The organism is Paenibacillus sp. FSL F4-0087 (assembly GCF_038020215.1).
Lineage (GTDB): Bacteria > Bacillota > Bacilli > Paenibacillales > Paenibacillaceae > Paenibacillus > Paenibacillus taichungensis.
Genome location: NZ_JBBODJ010000001.1, coordinates 3,145,723 through 3,160,750, shown reverse-complemented (window position 1 = coordinate 3,160,750; position 15,028 = coordinate 3,145,723). Strand labels below are relative to the sequence as shown.

At 53.1% G+C, this 15,028-nt stretch carries 11 protein-coding genes; 6 read left to right on the top strand and 5 right to left on the bottom strand.

What is annotated here, in order from left to right; translation table 11 throughout:
* Nucleotides 1–678: a hypothetical protein gene (locus MHB84_RS14730; protein WP_076287419.1), complete on the top strand. Its 678-nt coding sequence runs from the start codon at nt 1–3 to the stop codon at nt 676–678.
* A 105-nt stretch (nt 679–783) separates the two neighbouring features.
* On the top strand, nt 784–1,743 hold the full coding sequence (locus MHB84_RS14725) for an MraY family glycosyltransferase (protein ID WP_076287418.1): 960 nt from the start codon (nt 784–786) through the stop codon (nt 1,741–1,743).
* Between the two features lie 202 nt (nt 1,744–1,945).
* On the opposite strand, the gene cydC is transcribed toward MHB84_RS14725, so the two are convergent.
* Genes cydC through MHB84_RS14705 form a run of 4 tightly spaced genes read right to left on the bottom strand, consistent with a single transcriptional unit; the run spans nt 1,946 to nt 8,185 of the window.
* Nucleotides 1,946–3,895 carry a thiol reductant ABC exporter subunit CydC gene (cydC, locus tag MHB84_RS14720; RefSeq protein WP_076287417.1) on the bottom strand — a complete coding sequence of 650 codons (1,950 nt, stop codon included), beginning with the start codon at nt 3,893–3,895 and terminating at the stop codon, nt 1,946–1,948.
* A gap of 1 nt (nt 3,896) precedes the next feature.
* Nucleotides 3,897–5,768 carry a thiol reductant ABC exporter subunit CydD gene (cydD, locus tag MHB84_RS14715; RefSeq protein WP_076287416.1) on the bottom strand — a complete coding sequence of 624 codons (1,872 nt, stop codon included), beginning with the start codon at nt 5,766–5,768 and terminating at the stop codon, nt 3,897–3,899.
* Nucleotide 5,769: 1 nt separating this feature from the next.
* The gene (cydB, locus tag MHB84_RS14710; RefSeq protein WP_076287710.1) at nt 5,770–6,786 is read right to left on the bottom strand and encodes a cytochrome d ubiquinol oxidase subunit II; all 1,017 of its coding nucleotides are present in this window, start codon (nt 6,784–6,786) and stop codon (nt 5,770–5,772) included.
* Nucleotides 6,770–8,185 carry a cytochrome ubiquinol oxidase subunit I gene (locus MHB84_RS14705; protein ID WP_076287415.1) on the bottom strand — a complete coding sequence of 472 codons (1,416 nt, stop codon included), beginning with the start codon at nt 8,183–8,185 and terminating at the stop codon, nt 6,770–6,772. Before MHB84_RS14705 ends, cydB begins: the two co-directional genes overlap by 17 nt.
* Nucleotides 8,186–8,613: 428 nt before the next feature.
* Between MHB84_RS14705 and MHB84_RS14700 the strand changes: the two genes are divergently transcribed.
* From MHB84_RS14700 to MHB84_RS14685, 4 genes are read left to right on the top strand one after another with little or no spacing between them, the layout of a single operon-like run.
* The gene (locus MHB84_RS14700) at nt 8,614–9,912 is read left to right on the top strand and encodes a hypothetical protein (protein WP_076287414.1); all 1,299 of its coding nucleotides are present in this window, start codon (nt 8,614–8,616) and stop codon (nt 9,910–9,912) included.
* A complete protein-coding gene (locus MHB84_RS14695; RefSeq protein WP_083678738.1) occupies nt 9,912–10,823 on the top strand; it encodes a glycosyltransferase in 912 nt (303 codons plus the stop codon). The genes MHB84_RS14700 and MHB84_RS14695 overlap by 1 nt, the downstream gene beginning before the upstream one ends.
* Before the next feature lies 1 nt (nt 10,824).
* The gene (locus MHB84_RS14690) at nt 10,825–12,258 is read left to right on the top strand and encodes a glycosyltransferase family 4 protein (RefSeq protein ID WP_076287413.1); all 1,434 of its coding nucleotides are present in this window, start codon (nt 10,825–10,827) and stop codon (nt 12,256–12,258) included.
* Complete coding sequence (locus MHB84_RS14685) at nt 12,255–12,926, top strand: class I SAM-dependent methyltransferase (protein ID WP_076287412.1); 672 nt, start codon at nt 12,255–12,257, stop codon at nt 12,924–12,926. Before MHB84_RS14690 ends, MHB84_RS14685 begins: the two co-directional genes overlap by 4 nt.
* 82 nt (nt 12,927–13,008) lie before the next feature.
* On the opposite strand, the gene MHB84_RS14680 is transcribed toward MHB84_RS14685, so the two are convergent.
* On the bottom strand, nt 13,009–15,021 hold the full coding sequence (locus MHB84_RS14680) for a glycosyltransferase (RefSeq protein ID WP_076287411.1): 2,013 nt from the start codon (nt 15,019–15,021) through the stop codon (nt 13,009–13,011).
* Between the last annotated feature and the right edge of the window lie 7 nt (nt 15,022–15,028).

Below are 15,028 nucleotides of genomic sequence, written 5' to 3'. Positions count from 1 at the left end.
TTGGGTGCATTGACCGTTCATTTAAAGGCGACTTATTTGCAAATGAGGATATATATATGGATGGTCATTATTTTAATCCTCCTTGGCAGGTTGGCGGAATTTATAGTTGGCCTCTTCATAGACAGCAGTCAAAACACAGGAATCGCGGATGGCAACCTGCTGCTACTTATTTTGCTCATTTTCGCAATCGTACTTCCTCTTAGCTATTACAACCGCATCGTACATTTAGGAGCAAGCCGGAAACAATATTTTTTCGGGCTTCAGTTCGTTTATATCGTGTGGGCAGTGGCCATTGCTTTATTCAATTCTTTATGGTCTGTCCTTGAAGTGAATGTACTCCACAAAAACACCGTAAATCTTATTGAAGCGTTTCATTGGAATGAATTTGGCGTTGTAGGTTCTTTCCTCTATCAAACCATTTTTTATTTGATGACGATGGCGCTCTTAAGCATGCTGATCTCTGGCTACCACCACATTGCCGGTTGGCTGCTGTGGGTGCTATTCATCGTGGCAATTCCAACCGGAACAGCCATTCCTGCGCTACGCGCTCATGTTGTTTCTTTTTTTGAAGCATTGTTATTCAACAGCTCACTACTCAAGGGTGTTGGATTTAATCTTGTGCTTTTCATCGTTTTCGTGGCCGGTGGTTGGTTTTTCACAAAGGGGAGGACATACTAAACTATCTGGGTAGAAGCTTAGGTTACAATAATGACATCGACAGATTTCCTGTTTAGCTCGTATAATAGGGGGAAATTGGTAGATAGGAGTGAATCAAGCGAATTTATGGTATACATACTGGCTTTTATGCTGTCTTTTGCTGTCGTGGTTCTGCTTATTCCGCCGCTTGGTCGACTGGCACATCGGCTCGATTTTGTGGACAAGCCCCGAGAAGATGTGGAGCGTAAGCTGCACAGGCAGCCCATTCCACTGACGGCGAGTTACGCGATATTTACTGGATTCTTCCTGACATACATTGTTCTTACGAAAGAAATTTCTTGGGAAACGGCGGCCCTGGTCGCCGGCGGAATGCTTCTATTAACGATTGGTACAGTCGATGACTGGTACAAAACGAAAGGCAAAGACTTCCCTGCCCTGCCTAAAATGATCATTCAAGTCTCGGCGGCAGTACTCGTTTTTGCTTCCGGCATTGCGTTCACAGGATTTGTGAATCCCTTCAACTCCGAATACATTATGCTTCCGATCTGGCTGCAATTTATTCTGACGATCCTGTGGATCTTCGGTGTAACGACAGTCATTAACTTCACGGATGGCATGGACGGACTGGCAGGTGGTTTGTCCGCCATCTCAGCCATTACACTGTTTATCGTTGCAATAACCAAAGGCCAAACCGATTCTGCCCTCATGGCCATTACGCTGGTGGGTGTAACCCTTGGTTATCTGAAATATAACAAAGCTCCAGCCAAAGTGTTTATGGGAGATGCAGGGGCTACGTTTCTCGGCTTTATCCTGGCGGTAATCGCCCTGGACGGTGCATTCAAACAAGCGACCATGTTGTCCATCTTCATCCCGATTCTGGCACTCGGCGTACCGATCTTCGACAACATTTTTGTGGTCATCAAACGTTTCATTCAAGGCAAAGCCATCTATCAGGCAGATGCAAGTCAAGCTCACTATCGCTTGCTGCGTGCAGGTCTGAATCACAATCAGGTGGTTGGCGTCCTGTATCTCATCAGTACCTGCCTTTGCCTCTCGTCCATTATTTTGATGCTGGTGGAGATGTAATATTAGTAACAAACGTTTCAACAAAAGGTGTAAAAAAAGAGACGAGCCCACTGATCCTGTGGCTCGTCTCTTTGCTATGTCGCTGATGAATTGAACTAACATTTAAGAGGGTAACAGCTACACTGTCGTGCACAAGCCTCTGCAAACGCCTCCTACCCTTCCGATACCCGCCCCTGCCTGCACCTGCACCTTATATTCGCTCTTATCTTGAGGCTACAGGTGGTAGCGGGACCGCAGGTTGCTGCCCATCTGCCCAACCCGGTCGATCAAGTTCAACGAGACGGCGATAACGCTCTTCCCGGGCTAGCAATTGTTCGTGAGATCCCTGCATGGTGATCTGTCCATTTTCCATAAAAATAAGTTCATCCATCCGTTCCGCTCCCATCAGGTGATGGGTGACCCAGATCATTGTTTTGCCCTGCATGCTGTCCAGAATCGTCCGCATGAGGGCTCGTTCCGTCACAGGATCAAGTCCTACCGTTGGTTCATCGAAAATAACGACAGGTGTTTCGCGAAGAAGCACCCGGGCCAGTGCAATTCGCTGTCTTTCTCCACCAGAGAAACGAAGTCCTGTCTCCAGCATCGGGGTATGATAACCCTGCGGCAAGGATTCAATGAGATCGGATAAACCTACTTGCGCAGCCACTCGCTGGATTTCTTCGTCTGTTGCATGCGGACGGCCAATTCGCAAATTGTTGGCTACCGTTGTATCAAATAGATGTGGACTTTGGTTCAGCACCGCAATGACATCCGTTATATTTTCGCCCACCGTTTGTACTGGAAGATCATTGATGAATACGTTCCCGGCGGATGGGAGCAATGCTCCCTGAATGAGCTTCAGAAGGGTTGATTTCCCACCGCCACTGCGACCGAGAATAGCCAAGCGTTTACCCTGAGGTAGATGAAGGGATACCTCCTGCACCGCACAAGGAGCATCTGGCGTATAACGATAACTCACCTGATCGATCTGAATGTCAGCTCGTAGCCTGGGCGGAATGCGCAAGCGGATGCGTCGATCCGAAGCTCTTTCCGTGCGATTCAGGGAATCCAGCTGCTCTCCAGCTACCAGATTACTACCTGATACACCTAAAGTCATATCCGCTTTGGCTCCGGCTGCTGCATTCGCCCCTTCGGTTCCAGACTGTTCTGGTTTATGCTCTTCACCTTCCAAATGCTGCAAGCGTTCCAGCGATTCACGATACTGCGGAATATGCTCCACCGCATCTCCTACGGGCAGCAGTGCTTCTGTGAGTGGAAACAGTACCAGCACAAATGCAGCAATCATAACCGCAGGCAGCTGCCCGGCATAAGCCGCACTTCCCGCCCATAAGGTCACGGATACTACCATTAGTCCGATCACACATTGGGCAACCAGATCACGCCAGCGGGTCCATTGCCGCAAGCGGAGGCGAATCATATCTGCCTGGCCTTCAGTCTCTTCCTGCCGACGCACAAATTCTTCTGCTCGTCCACTTGCTATCCAATCTCCGAGGCCAAGCACACCATCGGTCAGACGAGTGTACAACTTGGCGTTTTCCCGCTTCAGCCGCACTCGCAACTTCCAAGTCACTCGGAGGGAAATGGCTGGCAGCACGGCAACCAGAAACAGCATATACAACCCCATCCACATTGCAAAACCCAGATCAACGCTGCCAAAGGCCACAACAGCTCCACCGTACATCATGAGCGCCGTAACCGCCGGAAATACTGTACGCAGGTAAATATCCTGCAGTCGTTCTACATCCTCTGCAAGAGCAGCAAGTACGTCTCCCGTCTGCATACGAGAGCGCAGGAACAGTGCCTGCGGCTCCAAAATCCGGTACAGCTTCACGCGCTGATCCGCGAGTATACGCAAAACCGCATCATGACCCGCCAGACGTTCGACATACCGGAATACGGCACGGAAAATCCCAAATGCACGAACACCCACGATAGGTACATATACCATCAAAATATTTTCAGGACGGAGCGCTGACTTGGAGATCAGAAACCCGGAGGTGAAGAGCAGCAGCACAGCACACAATGTAGCACATATCCCCAGCGCAATGACTGCAAAGAGTCTCCAGCGGTACTGTGCCACGTACGGAGTGATCCAGCTATTCTTTTTGCCCCCGCTCCGAGCTGTTTCTGTCAGCTCATAACCGGCTTTCATCTTACACCGCCTCCATCTGGGCCTGAATCATCTGGTAATATACGCCTTGTCGGGCCAACAATTCCTCATGTGTTCCTGTCTCTGCAACCGTGCCGCCATCCATCACGATAATGCGATCCATATGCGGCATCCAATGCAGTCGATGTGTTGCCAGAAACACCAGCTTACCCTCAAACAGCGGTAACATGGTCTGTTTCAGTTCATACTCGGTCTCCACATCCAGATGCGCAGTCGGCTCATCCAGCAGTAGGATCGGGCGGGCACTAAGCAGAGCTCTCGCCAAGGCCACCCGCTGTTCCTGCCCGCCGCTGAGCTGCCTTCCCCCAGCCCCAATCGGTTCCTGCAACCCATTCGGCAAGGAGGAGGCAAGCTTATGCAGACCTGCTGCGTGAATGGCGTCAGCCACCTCCACATCCGAAGCTTCAGGCATATAGAACCGAACATTATCCGCCAAGCTGCCACTGAAAATAGTTGGATGCTGCGGAATCGCCGCCGTTTGTTTTCTCCAATCTTCCATCTCTGGAGATAAGGGCTGGCCGTTATATAAGATCTGACCTGAAGTAAGCTGCTGGAAACCTGCCAGCACATCAATCAGGGTTGATTTCCCTGCTCCGCTCGCTCCGATAATCCCTACTTTACCAAGACCAGAAACCTGAAACGTCACATCATTCAGCGAACATGGCCCGTATTCCTGATGCCGTACCTGTACGTTAGTGAGCGCCAGTCTGCTCGTTGCCTCCCAAGAGGGTTTGGATGAGAAAGCAGCCACGCCACTTCGGGCATCCACCTCACGTAAAACCACCCGTATGGTGGATGGAGCCACACCGCTTAGGCCAGAAGAAAGCTCACAAGAAGAGGATTCTCCGTTCTTTTCTGACACACCATGCAGAACAGCACTTGTGTATGCTTCCTTTTGCTTACGTTCGGCCATTTTCCCTCGTTCAATCATCTGGCTGATCGCTTCCCCGGCCTCTTTGCCGTCCAGTGTAGCGTGGTAATCTGCGCCTACCATTCGTACAGGCAGGAAGTATTCCGGTGCGAGAATGAGTACGGTCAGCGCTGGTCCAAGCAGCATATGTCCTTCCGTCAGGCGCAGCCCCAATCCAACCGCTACCGAAGCCACCGACAGCATGGTGAAGAAATCAAGTGCGAAGGAGGACAGAAAAGCCATACGCAGCGTAGACATCGTAGCCTTGCGATAACGTTGACTGACCCGAATGATCGTTTCCCCATGCTTACCGCTTTGTCCCAGTGTTTTGAGTGTTTCCAGCCCACGGAGCGTATCTACGAAATGGTTGGCCAGCGCTTTGTACGACTTGAACTGTCCATCGATCTTGCGTTGTGCAGCCAACCCCACCAAAATCATAAACACAATCAGGATCGGCAGCGTCAGCGTCAAAATAACCCCGGACATCATATCCAGCTTGAAGACATAGAACAGAATAACGATTGGCGTGAACCCCATCCCCAGCATTCGGGGAATAAACAGTTCAAGATACGTCTTATACTGGGCTATTCCTTCGCGTGCCAAGGTTACCAGGTGCCCTGTTCCTTCCGTTTTGGCAAAACGCGGTCCCAGCCGGAACCACTGCTCCACCATCTGTCTACGCAGATCGTTTCCTGTCTTCTCCGCGTACCGCGAAGCGATGAGCTGCAACCAGAATGACAGGGCATAGCGGGCGGCAAAAGCGGCCAGGAACAACAGCAGCACCGGGTACTGCTCCGTTACGGGCGAACCTTGAAACAATGCCGTAATCGCCTGTGCCAGCCATTTCGCTTGCATGATAATCGTCATCGCCTGTAACAGTACTAGCGCTGAGGCCAGCGCAAGTACTGGCCGGATGCCCGGCAGCTTCAGCAGCCCCCGTCCCATATCAGTACTCCAGGTGATGCTGATCGTTCAGACGTTTGCGGAAAATGTAATAACTCCAGATCTGATAGCCGAGTACAAACGGAAGCAGCGTACAAGCCACAATCGTCATCACTTTAAGCGAATATGCACCGGATGAAGCATTATAGACTGTCAGGTCAAACGCCGAACCCATTGAACTCACCATGACCCTTGGGAACAGACCGATAAATACGGAGGCAAACGCAATTGCAATCAAGGCTCCCGTCATACCGAAGGCCCAGGCTTCACGTTTCTGACGCACAAAGTAAGCGGCCAGCCCCAATGAAGCAGCGCCAAGGACAACCATAATCCAGAGAGCCCAGCCGCGTACGGCAAACACATCGGTCATGAAGTATGTCATCACAGCGTAGATCGCGAGGATCGCGGCCAGCGGCAACATCAGTTTTTTGGCCTTATTCAGGGCACGTTCTCTAAGATCTCCGACGGTCCGCAAGGAAGCAAACAGCAGACCATGCACCAGACACAACAACGTTACGCTCAACCCACCTACCACCGTATACGGATTGACGATGTCCAGGAAGCTGGGACGAAGCTGCATCTGCGCATCAATAGGCAGGCCTTTCATCAAGGTAGCGAAAACAACGCCGAACAAGAATGGTAGTAACGCACTGGAGACTACAATGATGATGTCCCATGTTTTGCGCCAGCGTTCATGTCTCATTTTGCTGCGGAATTCAAAGGCAACTCCGCGTCCGATCAAGGCCAGCAGCACGACGACCAGCGGCAGATAAAACCCGCTAAACAGCGTGGCATACCAGTGCGGGAAGGCTGCAAACATTGCACCCCCTGCCGTAATCAGCCATACTTCATTGCCATCCCAGAACGGACCGATCGAGTTGATCAGGGTACGACGTTCACGATCCGTTTTTCCAATCATTGCAGTGGACATGCCCACACCAAAATCAAAACCTTCCAGAAAGAAAAAACCAACAAACAAGACGGCAATCAGCAAAAACCACAACTCACTTAGTGACAACAGAATAACCCCCATCCACGCCGAACGGATCGGCCGATTCATCATGCTCCTCCGGCTTTTCGACTGCACATGGCCCTGCCTTGATTTCACGAACGAACAGGTAGACCATCACAATGCCGAGAACCGTATACGCTGCTGTAAAAGCAATGGTGGAGAACAAAATCTGGCCTGCGCTTACGTTCGGAGATACCCCGGCTGCGGTTGTCATATAACCAAATACTGTCCACGGCTGCCTTCCCACCTCAGTCATAATCCAACCCGACGTATTGGCGATAAACGGAAGGGAAATGGCAAACACCATCAAGCGCATAAACCATTTTCCTGCCCCCTCCAACTTGCGGCGCATCGCCAGATAGGTACCGTATAAAGCAAGCAGAATCATCAAGCCGCCCGCAGCAATCATGATGCGGAAGCTCCAGAACGTCGTCCGTACCGGAGGAATGTAGTCTCCTGGACCATACGTCTGCTCATACTCCGCCTGCAATTCTTTCATGCCTTTGACACTGCCAGAGAACTTGCTATAGGACAGATAACTGAGCAATCCAGGGATTTTGATTTCGCCGGAATTCTCCTGTTTGTTCGGGTCGATAAAGGCTACCACGGTCCATGGTGCAGGGTCTTCCGTCGTCGTCCATGTTCCTTCACTGGCTGCCATTTTCATTGGCTGCGTCTCCACTAGATATTGCGCCTGGAAGTGACCCGAGAAGGCAACCCCCAGCGAGGAAACCAGGCCAATAATGATGGCAATGTTGAACGATTTGCGGAATATTTCCACATCCTGCTTCTTCATCAACTTGTAGGCACTAATCCCGGTTACGACGAATGCACCTGTCATCAGGGCACCAAAGATCGTGTGCGGGAACTCTACCAGCAGTTGACCATTCGTTATCAGTGCAAAGAAATCATTCATCTCGGCGCGGCCATTATTAATCTCGAAGCCAACCGGATGCTGCATGAATGAATTGGCTGCCAGAATCCAGAGCGCGGACAGGAATGTGCCGACAAATACAAGCCAGATACACGCCAAGTGCACCTTTTTGGACAAACGATCCCATCCGAAAATCCAGAGTCCAATAAAGGTAGACTCCATAAAAAACGCCAATAAGGCTTCTACAGCCAGTGGCGCACCAAATACATCCCCGACAAAACGGGAGTACTCCGACCAGTTCATGCCGAACTGGAATTCTTGCAGAATGCCTGTTACTACCCCAACGGCGAAGTTAATCAGGAACAGTTTGCCCCAGAATTTGGCCATCGTTTTGTAAACTTCCTTACCCTTCACTACGTACAACGTCTCCATAATGGCTACCAGCAGCACAAGACCGATGGACAGCGGTACAAAAAAGAAATGGAAAATCGTTGTGAGCGCATATTGGATACGCGATAACATGATCGGATCCATACCGTTACCCCTTCTTTCTGTTCATATCGCAGTTTTCGTATTTGGCATTGAAGCCCCTTCTTCCGTTTCTGTCAGCCAAACACGTATTGATGAACGTATTGTGCCAGATAGACTATTTTATACATGTGACAATTATCACAAACCCTGCCATGACAGCAAAAAAAAGTGACGATGGTCACACAATAGAAAAAAATAAACCTAATCTTTGAGCTTGCCAGCTTCGTCTATTCACGGAAGATGCTCATGTTTGGGACGGAACGCCCATATGTTAGTGTCAGGCATAAAATACGCTGGGCAAAATGGGCATTACATATTGAATTATTGGATTCATTGATATCATTCAAAGCAGCGCCAATCTGATGTTTATCAGGTGGTGATGCTTCAATCCGTGAACGGACAAAATGTAAATCAAGTGAGGTGATTCATCGATGGAAGAGCTGTCTCCGATCCCGGACCCGGAGCCTCATCAAGGGGTAGATGCAGAAGAGCCAAGTACGGACCTGTCTGCCTTTCGTTATATTCTTTTCCCCCGGAAGGGAGGATGGTCTGCTTTTCCCTATCCAGACATCGCTGCTCTGATGGTTGCGGAAGGGCCTGTCTACTATGTCAGCAGTCTGGAGCGCTCCGAGGAAATGCCTGCGAATATCACCGTCATCACGCTTCCCGAAGCAGAACAATTGCTGCAGGAGCCCCGTACGGTTGCTGTGGTTGCTCATCCCTACTGGCTTACCGCCACAGCCTCGCTCCATCCGGAGCTCTGTATTGTACTTCTTCCCGAGCCGGTTGGTGAAGAAGCCGAGTCCCCCTTATGGGAGAGCTGTATTTCAAGACTGGTCGGTATCGCCGATCTGGTGGGCACCACTTCAGAAACACGCTACATGAAGCTGGTATTCCAGGGTGTACGCGCCATCTGGCTGAATGGTGAGGATTCCTCCCCTGCTGGTGTCATGCAAAAGGATGACCTCGAGGTCCCTCTCCGGGACTATGAACTGCTATTCCTGCATGCGCTGCGGCAGACCCTCTCGGGTGTTCAGGATACGGTCACCCAGCTGCAATGCAGTGTGCGGGCCGACTTCTATCGTCAGCTTCGATCCAAAGCAGGAGCGCATGAGACAATTTCCTTTTTGCTGGCAGCCTATGAGTATGTGCTAGAGGATTCGAGAGCGGCCGCTTCACTCAAGGAGGCCTTCTCCCACGCGGTATTAAACGGGCGCAATGATTGTGTAAGCTCCCACTATCGATTCCTCTCCGCCATTCATGCAAGGGCCGGGGAAATCGAGAATGCGCTGCAGGTTTATGGAATCAGCGCAGGCAACGAGCAGGAACGGCACCATTATGAACAACTCTGTCGCTGGCTGGAGGCCGGAGAGGAACAGCTTGTCCGGGCAGAACTGCTGCGTCTGAATGATGATTATGGAAACGCATTGCACATTTTGGATGAACTCGGAGGCGAAACGGCACGGCATTGGAAATTTCGTATCTATCAGGAGACTGGACGTGTGGAAGATGCATTAGATTTGGTGCATGCAGTGGATATTCAGGATAGCCCCAGCCGACAGGATTATCGGCAATTATCAGGTCTAGCTCTGGCTCTGCGGGGAGAACGTCACGGGGCGGTGAGACAATTTCTGGAGACAGCACTGGAGGATGAAGATGCTCTTGCGCGAATCGTCGAGATGGAGCTGTTGGATCAAGCCGTCCAGCAATTGCTGGGGGAGGTGCCATGATGCTGGACCCGAAGAAGCGCAGACTACATGTGAATGGACCGATGGTGCATAAGGATATACGATCCGAAACAACTCATACTCCAACGGAAACGCTGGAATCGCTGCATGCTGACCCAGAGGGACAAGGGGATCAGCAGCATGCTGCAAAACACCAGGATACAGACCTATTCAGAGAGCCGTTTTCCGTTCGTCGGGTTCGTAAAAGTCAGGGCAATAAACTGACCGCCATGCTTCAGGTACGTAACGAGCGAGGGCGATATCTGGAGGAAGTGCTGGACGATTTAAGTGAGTTTGTGGATGAGATCGTCATTGTGGACGATGCCAGCACAGATGGAACACCCGATCTATGCAGAGCCTATCCAAAGGTCGTTCGTCTGGAAGTGCTGGAAAAGCCGTTATTTGCGGAGGAATGGCGATTACGCAATGCACTATGGCAAGCAGCAGCAGGTACCTCGCCGGATTGGTTGCTCTCGGTTGATGCCGATGAGCTATATAGCACGGAAGCGAAGAAAGCGATACGCGCTCTGATTAACCAGGACCATGCGGACTGGATCGCTTTCCGCTTCTACGATATGTGGGGCGGACGAACTCACTATCGGGAAGATGAGCTTTGGGGGCTTCACCGACGTCATACCGCTTCTCTGGTTCGATATATGCCGGGTTATCCTTACTTTTATCCGCAGCAAAATCATCATGTGCCTCGCCTTCCCTTACCCTGCACTGTACTGCCCGGAATCAGCACAGAATTGAAAGTCCAGCATCTTGGCTGGGCAGGAAGTCTGGAGGATCGGGTTCGAAAATATTTGCGTTATAAACGAATTGATCCACACGGCGAGTGGGGCAGCCTGGAACACTATGAATCAATTCTTGATCCGGAGCCCCGACTGATTCCGTGGAAGGAGGAGCAGTGAGATGGGCGTGGTCAGCATATTGACACACAGCTTCACCGATGGATATAACCGGGAATTCAGCCGGGTGTTCGGGGGCGGTCTGGAGCGTTACGTTCTTGATTTGTGCAGTGTAATCCGCGGATTGGGACATATCCCCGAGGTTCATCAGTTGTCCTATTTTGAAGCTTTTCATACCCGCACGGAACAGATCGATGTATATGGGTATGCCTACGATATGAATGATGTGCCCGAAGCTTTTGTCCGAATGGCTGCGGCAGCGCGAGGGCCTGTGATCTATGCAAGCTGCCTGTGGCAGCCCATTGCCTACAAGCCGGGCAGCCTCGGTATCTGCCATGGCATTAACTGGGATCGTCCCGCGCTGCCACTCGAAACCAAGCAGCAAGTTGCTGAGCATATTCAGCTGGCACTGGATGGACTTGTACGCATCGTGTCGGTCGATTCCCATTTTCAGACCTTTTGCCGTGCTGCTTGTACGTTTGCGGATGCCAGTCAGGTCGTGCTTATTCCCAATGCGGTGGATACCTCCTACTTCACACCTGCTCCGCCAAGGCGTACGTTTGAGCCTGAACAGGAAGAAGAATGGCTGGCTGCATGGAAGAAAGATCTTGCAGGCCATGAAGAGCATGCTGAAGCTGCCATCTCGGGGTTGAATGCTGCGTCATCCGTGGGGGAAAGAAACGTTGGAAACGGCATGGTGCGGGCGGACAAATCCGAGGTGACAGTAATCGCTGAAGAACTGGACTCGAGGGATATCCAACAGGGCCGCACTGGTCGGCAGCCAAATGAGCTGATGGATGAACATTTGAAGGATCAGGGCGACGACACACCGGCTGCAACTAATGTGAACCCCTCACGTCCACTGCGCATTTTATATCCACGCCGCATCAGCATGGAACGGGGCATTATTCCGATGATGCTGGCAGCAGACCGACTGCTCGGTGCCTTTCCCGATCTGGAGGTCGAATTTGCGGGAGAGCTGGTTGAAGGCAGTACGGTGGGTCGATCCTTCCGATATTGGCATCGTACGCACCCCCATGCGGATCGAATTATACAGCGCACGTATGATTTTCGGGATATTCGCGAGGCCTACCATCAGGCAGATATCGCGGTGATCCCGACAGTCTTCTCGGAAGGAACATCCTACGCTTGTCTGGAGGCGATGAGCTGTGGACTTCCGGTTGTTGCTTCCAATGTTGGCGGATTGAATGATCTGATTCAGGATGGCTTCAACGGACTGCTGGTACCTCCAGGGGAAGAAGCGCTGACCGCCGCGCTGGTGCGTCTCGTTCAAGACCGGGCCGAGCGGGAGCGGCTGGGTATCTATGCCCGCGAGACGGCGCTATCCTACGACATCTCCCACTGGCGGCGCAGATGGAGTACGGTATTGGAATCTTTTCTGGCAGAAGCAGGATTAAAGGAGGGAATTCGGGGATGATGGATACGCCAAATGCAACGGATTTCACGGAATCAAGATACATTCGGGAGGGCGACCCCAAAACGGATACATTGGTTTTTCCACTGCATCCTGCGTGGTGGAGCCGTCCGTACGAGTACGAATGGGCACGCCAGTTTGCACGTCAAGAAGACGTCGTACTCGACGCCGCCTGTGGTATATCCCATCCATTCAAATTTTGGCTGGCAGAGCACTGCCGGGAAGTTCATGCCTGTGATTGGGATGAGCGTATTTTGTCCAGAGAAGCGATCCGGCTGGATATCGCTTCTGATTTTGGTGAACAGGCCGCACGCGACCTGCCGGAATTGAGCCTGGACCGACTGCATCTTGCGCAGGCCAATCTGGCTCAGCTTCCGTATGCACCGGAGATGTTTGACAGCGTATTCTGCATCTCTGTGTTGGAGCATCTGGATACAGGCACGATGCTGCGCGCCTTTCGCGAGTTCGCCAGGGTGCTGAAGCCGGACGGACGGTTGATAGCCACGTTTGATGTACCCGAGATGCGCCCTGATCTGCTGGAGACCATTATGGCTGTCACTGGACTGACGATCGAAGGTAAGCTGAGCGTGAAAGAACCGGAGGATGCCATCTGGTCTGACATGTATGGCCCGGCAATCCGTTGTTTTCGTGCTGTTATTCGTAAGGAGTAATTGGGATGGATAAATGGGATCACTGATGAGGGCATAGATTGAGATTAACTCCAAATCCTTAAACCTTTGGATACCGAAGCCGTTAGAGATGAACCAGCAGCATGCTGCACTGGTTAGCGTATGCTTCGGTGGATGCTGCGCCGGGTGATGTCAGGCGCAGCAGGGTGTGCAGGCCCGGCGGGACGGTGGTCGCCGGGCTGCCGGAGGCGGCGGGTTGCCGTGCAGTGACTTGGGCCCATTCGGCCCAATCACGCGCAGTGCGCTGCCGCCCTGCGAGCAAAGCGAGCGTGCCCGCCAGTACCATGGCGGGCACTTCGTGCGTGAAGGGCTGCTGGGCGCCATGCGGCGTGCCGAACAGCGCATGCAGCCCTTCACGCACGCTAGCGGGAGCGCGCAGCAGCCCGCAGCGGGCCGCAGGCGGAAGCGCCGCGAGCAGCGCCGGCGCCTGGCCGGGCGGCAGGGCCTGCAGCAGGCGCAGCCATGCGGCCCAGGCGCCTACGCGCGCGAGCGCCAGCGCCGCGGCGTGCACGGCCTGCGGCGCTGGCGGGGCGCAGCGAGCCGGGGCGCCGCCGCGCAGCAGCGCTTCCGCTGCGCGGGCTGCGTCTGGCGCGGCCCCCTGCTGGCGGGCCTTACGTCGCGCTGACGGCGACGCTGCGACGCCTCGCGCTAAGCCCGCCGCAGCCCGGGTGCGGTGCTCGCCGGGCTGCTTGTGGCCGAGCGCCCACAGCGCTAGCGCCGCCTCCGGCTCGTGCTGCGCATGCGTTGCCCAGGGCTGCAAAGCCGCCATGGCAGCGGCGTCCTCGCCGAGCTGGGCCAGCGCCAGCCCAGCGGCGAGGGGCTGCGCCCGCAGCGCGGCGGCCAGCGAGGCCGCGTGGCGCGACAGCCATTCCGGCCGATGCGCATCCAGCGCGGCCGGGATCAGCGCCTGCCAGGCCGCAGGCGGCAGGCTTATCCGCTGGGCTGCGCTTGCGATGGCGTTCGGCCGCCCGCTAGCTGCGGCCAGCAGCAGCAGCCGCTGCCATGCTGACAAGCTGCCGGGCTGTACAGCGAGCGCAGATGTATAAGCCTTAGCTGCCTCCTGCCAGCAGCCCAGCCGTTCATGGGCCATGCCTTCCAGAGTCAGGCTGCGATAAGTTCCGGCACCAGAAACAGACGTATATCGACTGGCTGTGGATGCTGCCGCTTTGGCCTGCTTCAGCCAGTCAAGCGCCGCAGCATCCCGTCCCTGATCGAGCTCCAACACAGCACCAAGCTCCAGCAAGTCAGGGAAGTCAGCATACACCGGCCTCCATTCCTCAACGATAGCGAGTGCTCTCTCTGGGCGGCTACGTTCCCGCCAGGCATAAGCCGTTTTGAGTACCAGATCCGAATGATATCCGCATTCCGGCGTAAGCTTTGCCAGCAAAGGCTGTAACAACTTGAGCGCTTCATCGTATCTCGCTTGCTGAAACCACTCGGCAGCCATCGCATATAACAGTTCCGGTTGATCCGGTGACTCTTCAAGAGCGGAGCGAATTAGCCGCATATTGCGCTCGGGTTTATTTTTGCCAACAATAACGTGCTCCAGATAGCCATAATGAATAATCTCAAGCCCGGAATCGACCACACCCCACGGAGCGAAGGAGAGAATCGAAGATGCCACTTCTTCATGAATCATGCCTTGAAAAGCAATCCGGGGATCATTCCGAAATAAACGACACACGGCATCCGTCACACGCTCTTCTCCAGACATTCCGAGCAAACTCGTGACCTGTATCCAGTATCCCCATACGTCGTCCTGACTTGAGGTCAGCAGCCGCTTCATCTCGGCCAGATTGTGCTCGGTCTGCATCCAGACTTCATCCGCATCCAGTACCAGAATCCAAGGATGAGTGGCAGCAGCAAGGGACAGGTTGCGGGCAGCACTAAAATCTCCGGTCCATGCTGCACTGATGACAACCGCACCATAACGACGGGCAATGTGGATCGTCTCATCCGTTGATCCCGTATCCACAACGATGATCTCATCCACAACATCCTGAATAGCATCCAAGCATCGCTGAAGCGACCGGGCCTCATCCTTCACGATCATGCACAGGCTGATTCCTGTCTGCATGTTCATC

Excerpts from the sequence above, each read along its gene's own strand:
- MHB84_RS14690 (WP_076287413.1), top strand. The coding sequence starts at position 10,825 with ATGGGCGTGGTCAGCATATTGACACACAGCTTCACCGATGGATATAAC.
- cydC (WP_076287417.1), bottom strand. The coding sequence starts at position 3,895 with ATGAAAGCCGGTTATGAGCTGACAGAAACAGCTCGGAGCGGGGGCAAA.
- MHB84_RS14705 (WP_076287415.1), bottom strand. The coding sequence starts at position 8,185 with ATGGATCCGATCATGTTATCGCGTATCCAATATGCGCTCACAACGATT.
- MHB84_RS14680 (WP_076287411.1), bottom strand. The coding sequence starts at position 15,021 with ATGCAGACAGGAATCAGCCTGTGCATGATCGTGAAGGATGAGGCCCGG.
- MHB84_RS14695 (WP_083678738.1), top strand. The coding sequence starts at position 9,912 with ATGCTGGACCCGAAGAAGCGCAGACTACATGTGAATGGACCGATGGTG.
- cydD (WP_076287416.1), bottom strand. The coding sequence starts at position 5,768 with ATGGGACGGGGGCTGCTGAAGCTGCCGGGCATCCGGCCAGTACTTGCG.
- MHB84_RS14725 (WP_076287418.1), top strand. The coding sequence starts at position 784 with ATGGTATACATACTGGCTTTTATGCTGTCTTTTGCTGTCGTGGTTCTG.
- MHB84_RS14685 (WP_076287412.1), top strand. The coding sequence starts at position 12,255 with ATGATGGATACGCCAAATGCAACGGATTTCACGGAATCAAGATACATT.
- MHB84_RS14700 (WP_076287414.1), top strand. The coding sequence starts at position 8,614 with ATGGAAGAGCTGTCTCCGATCCCGGACCCGGAGCCTCATCAAGGGGTA.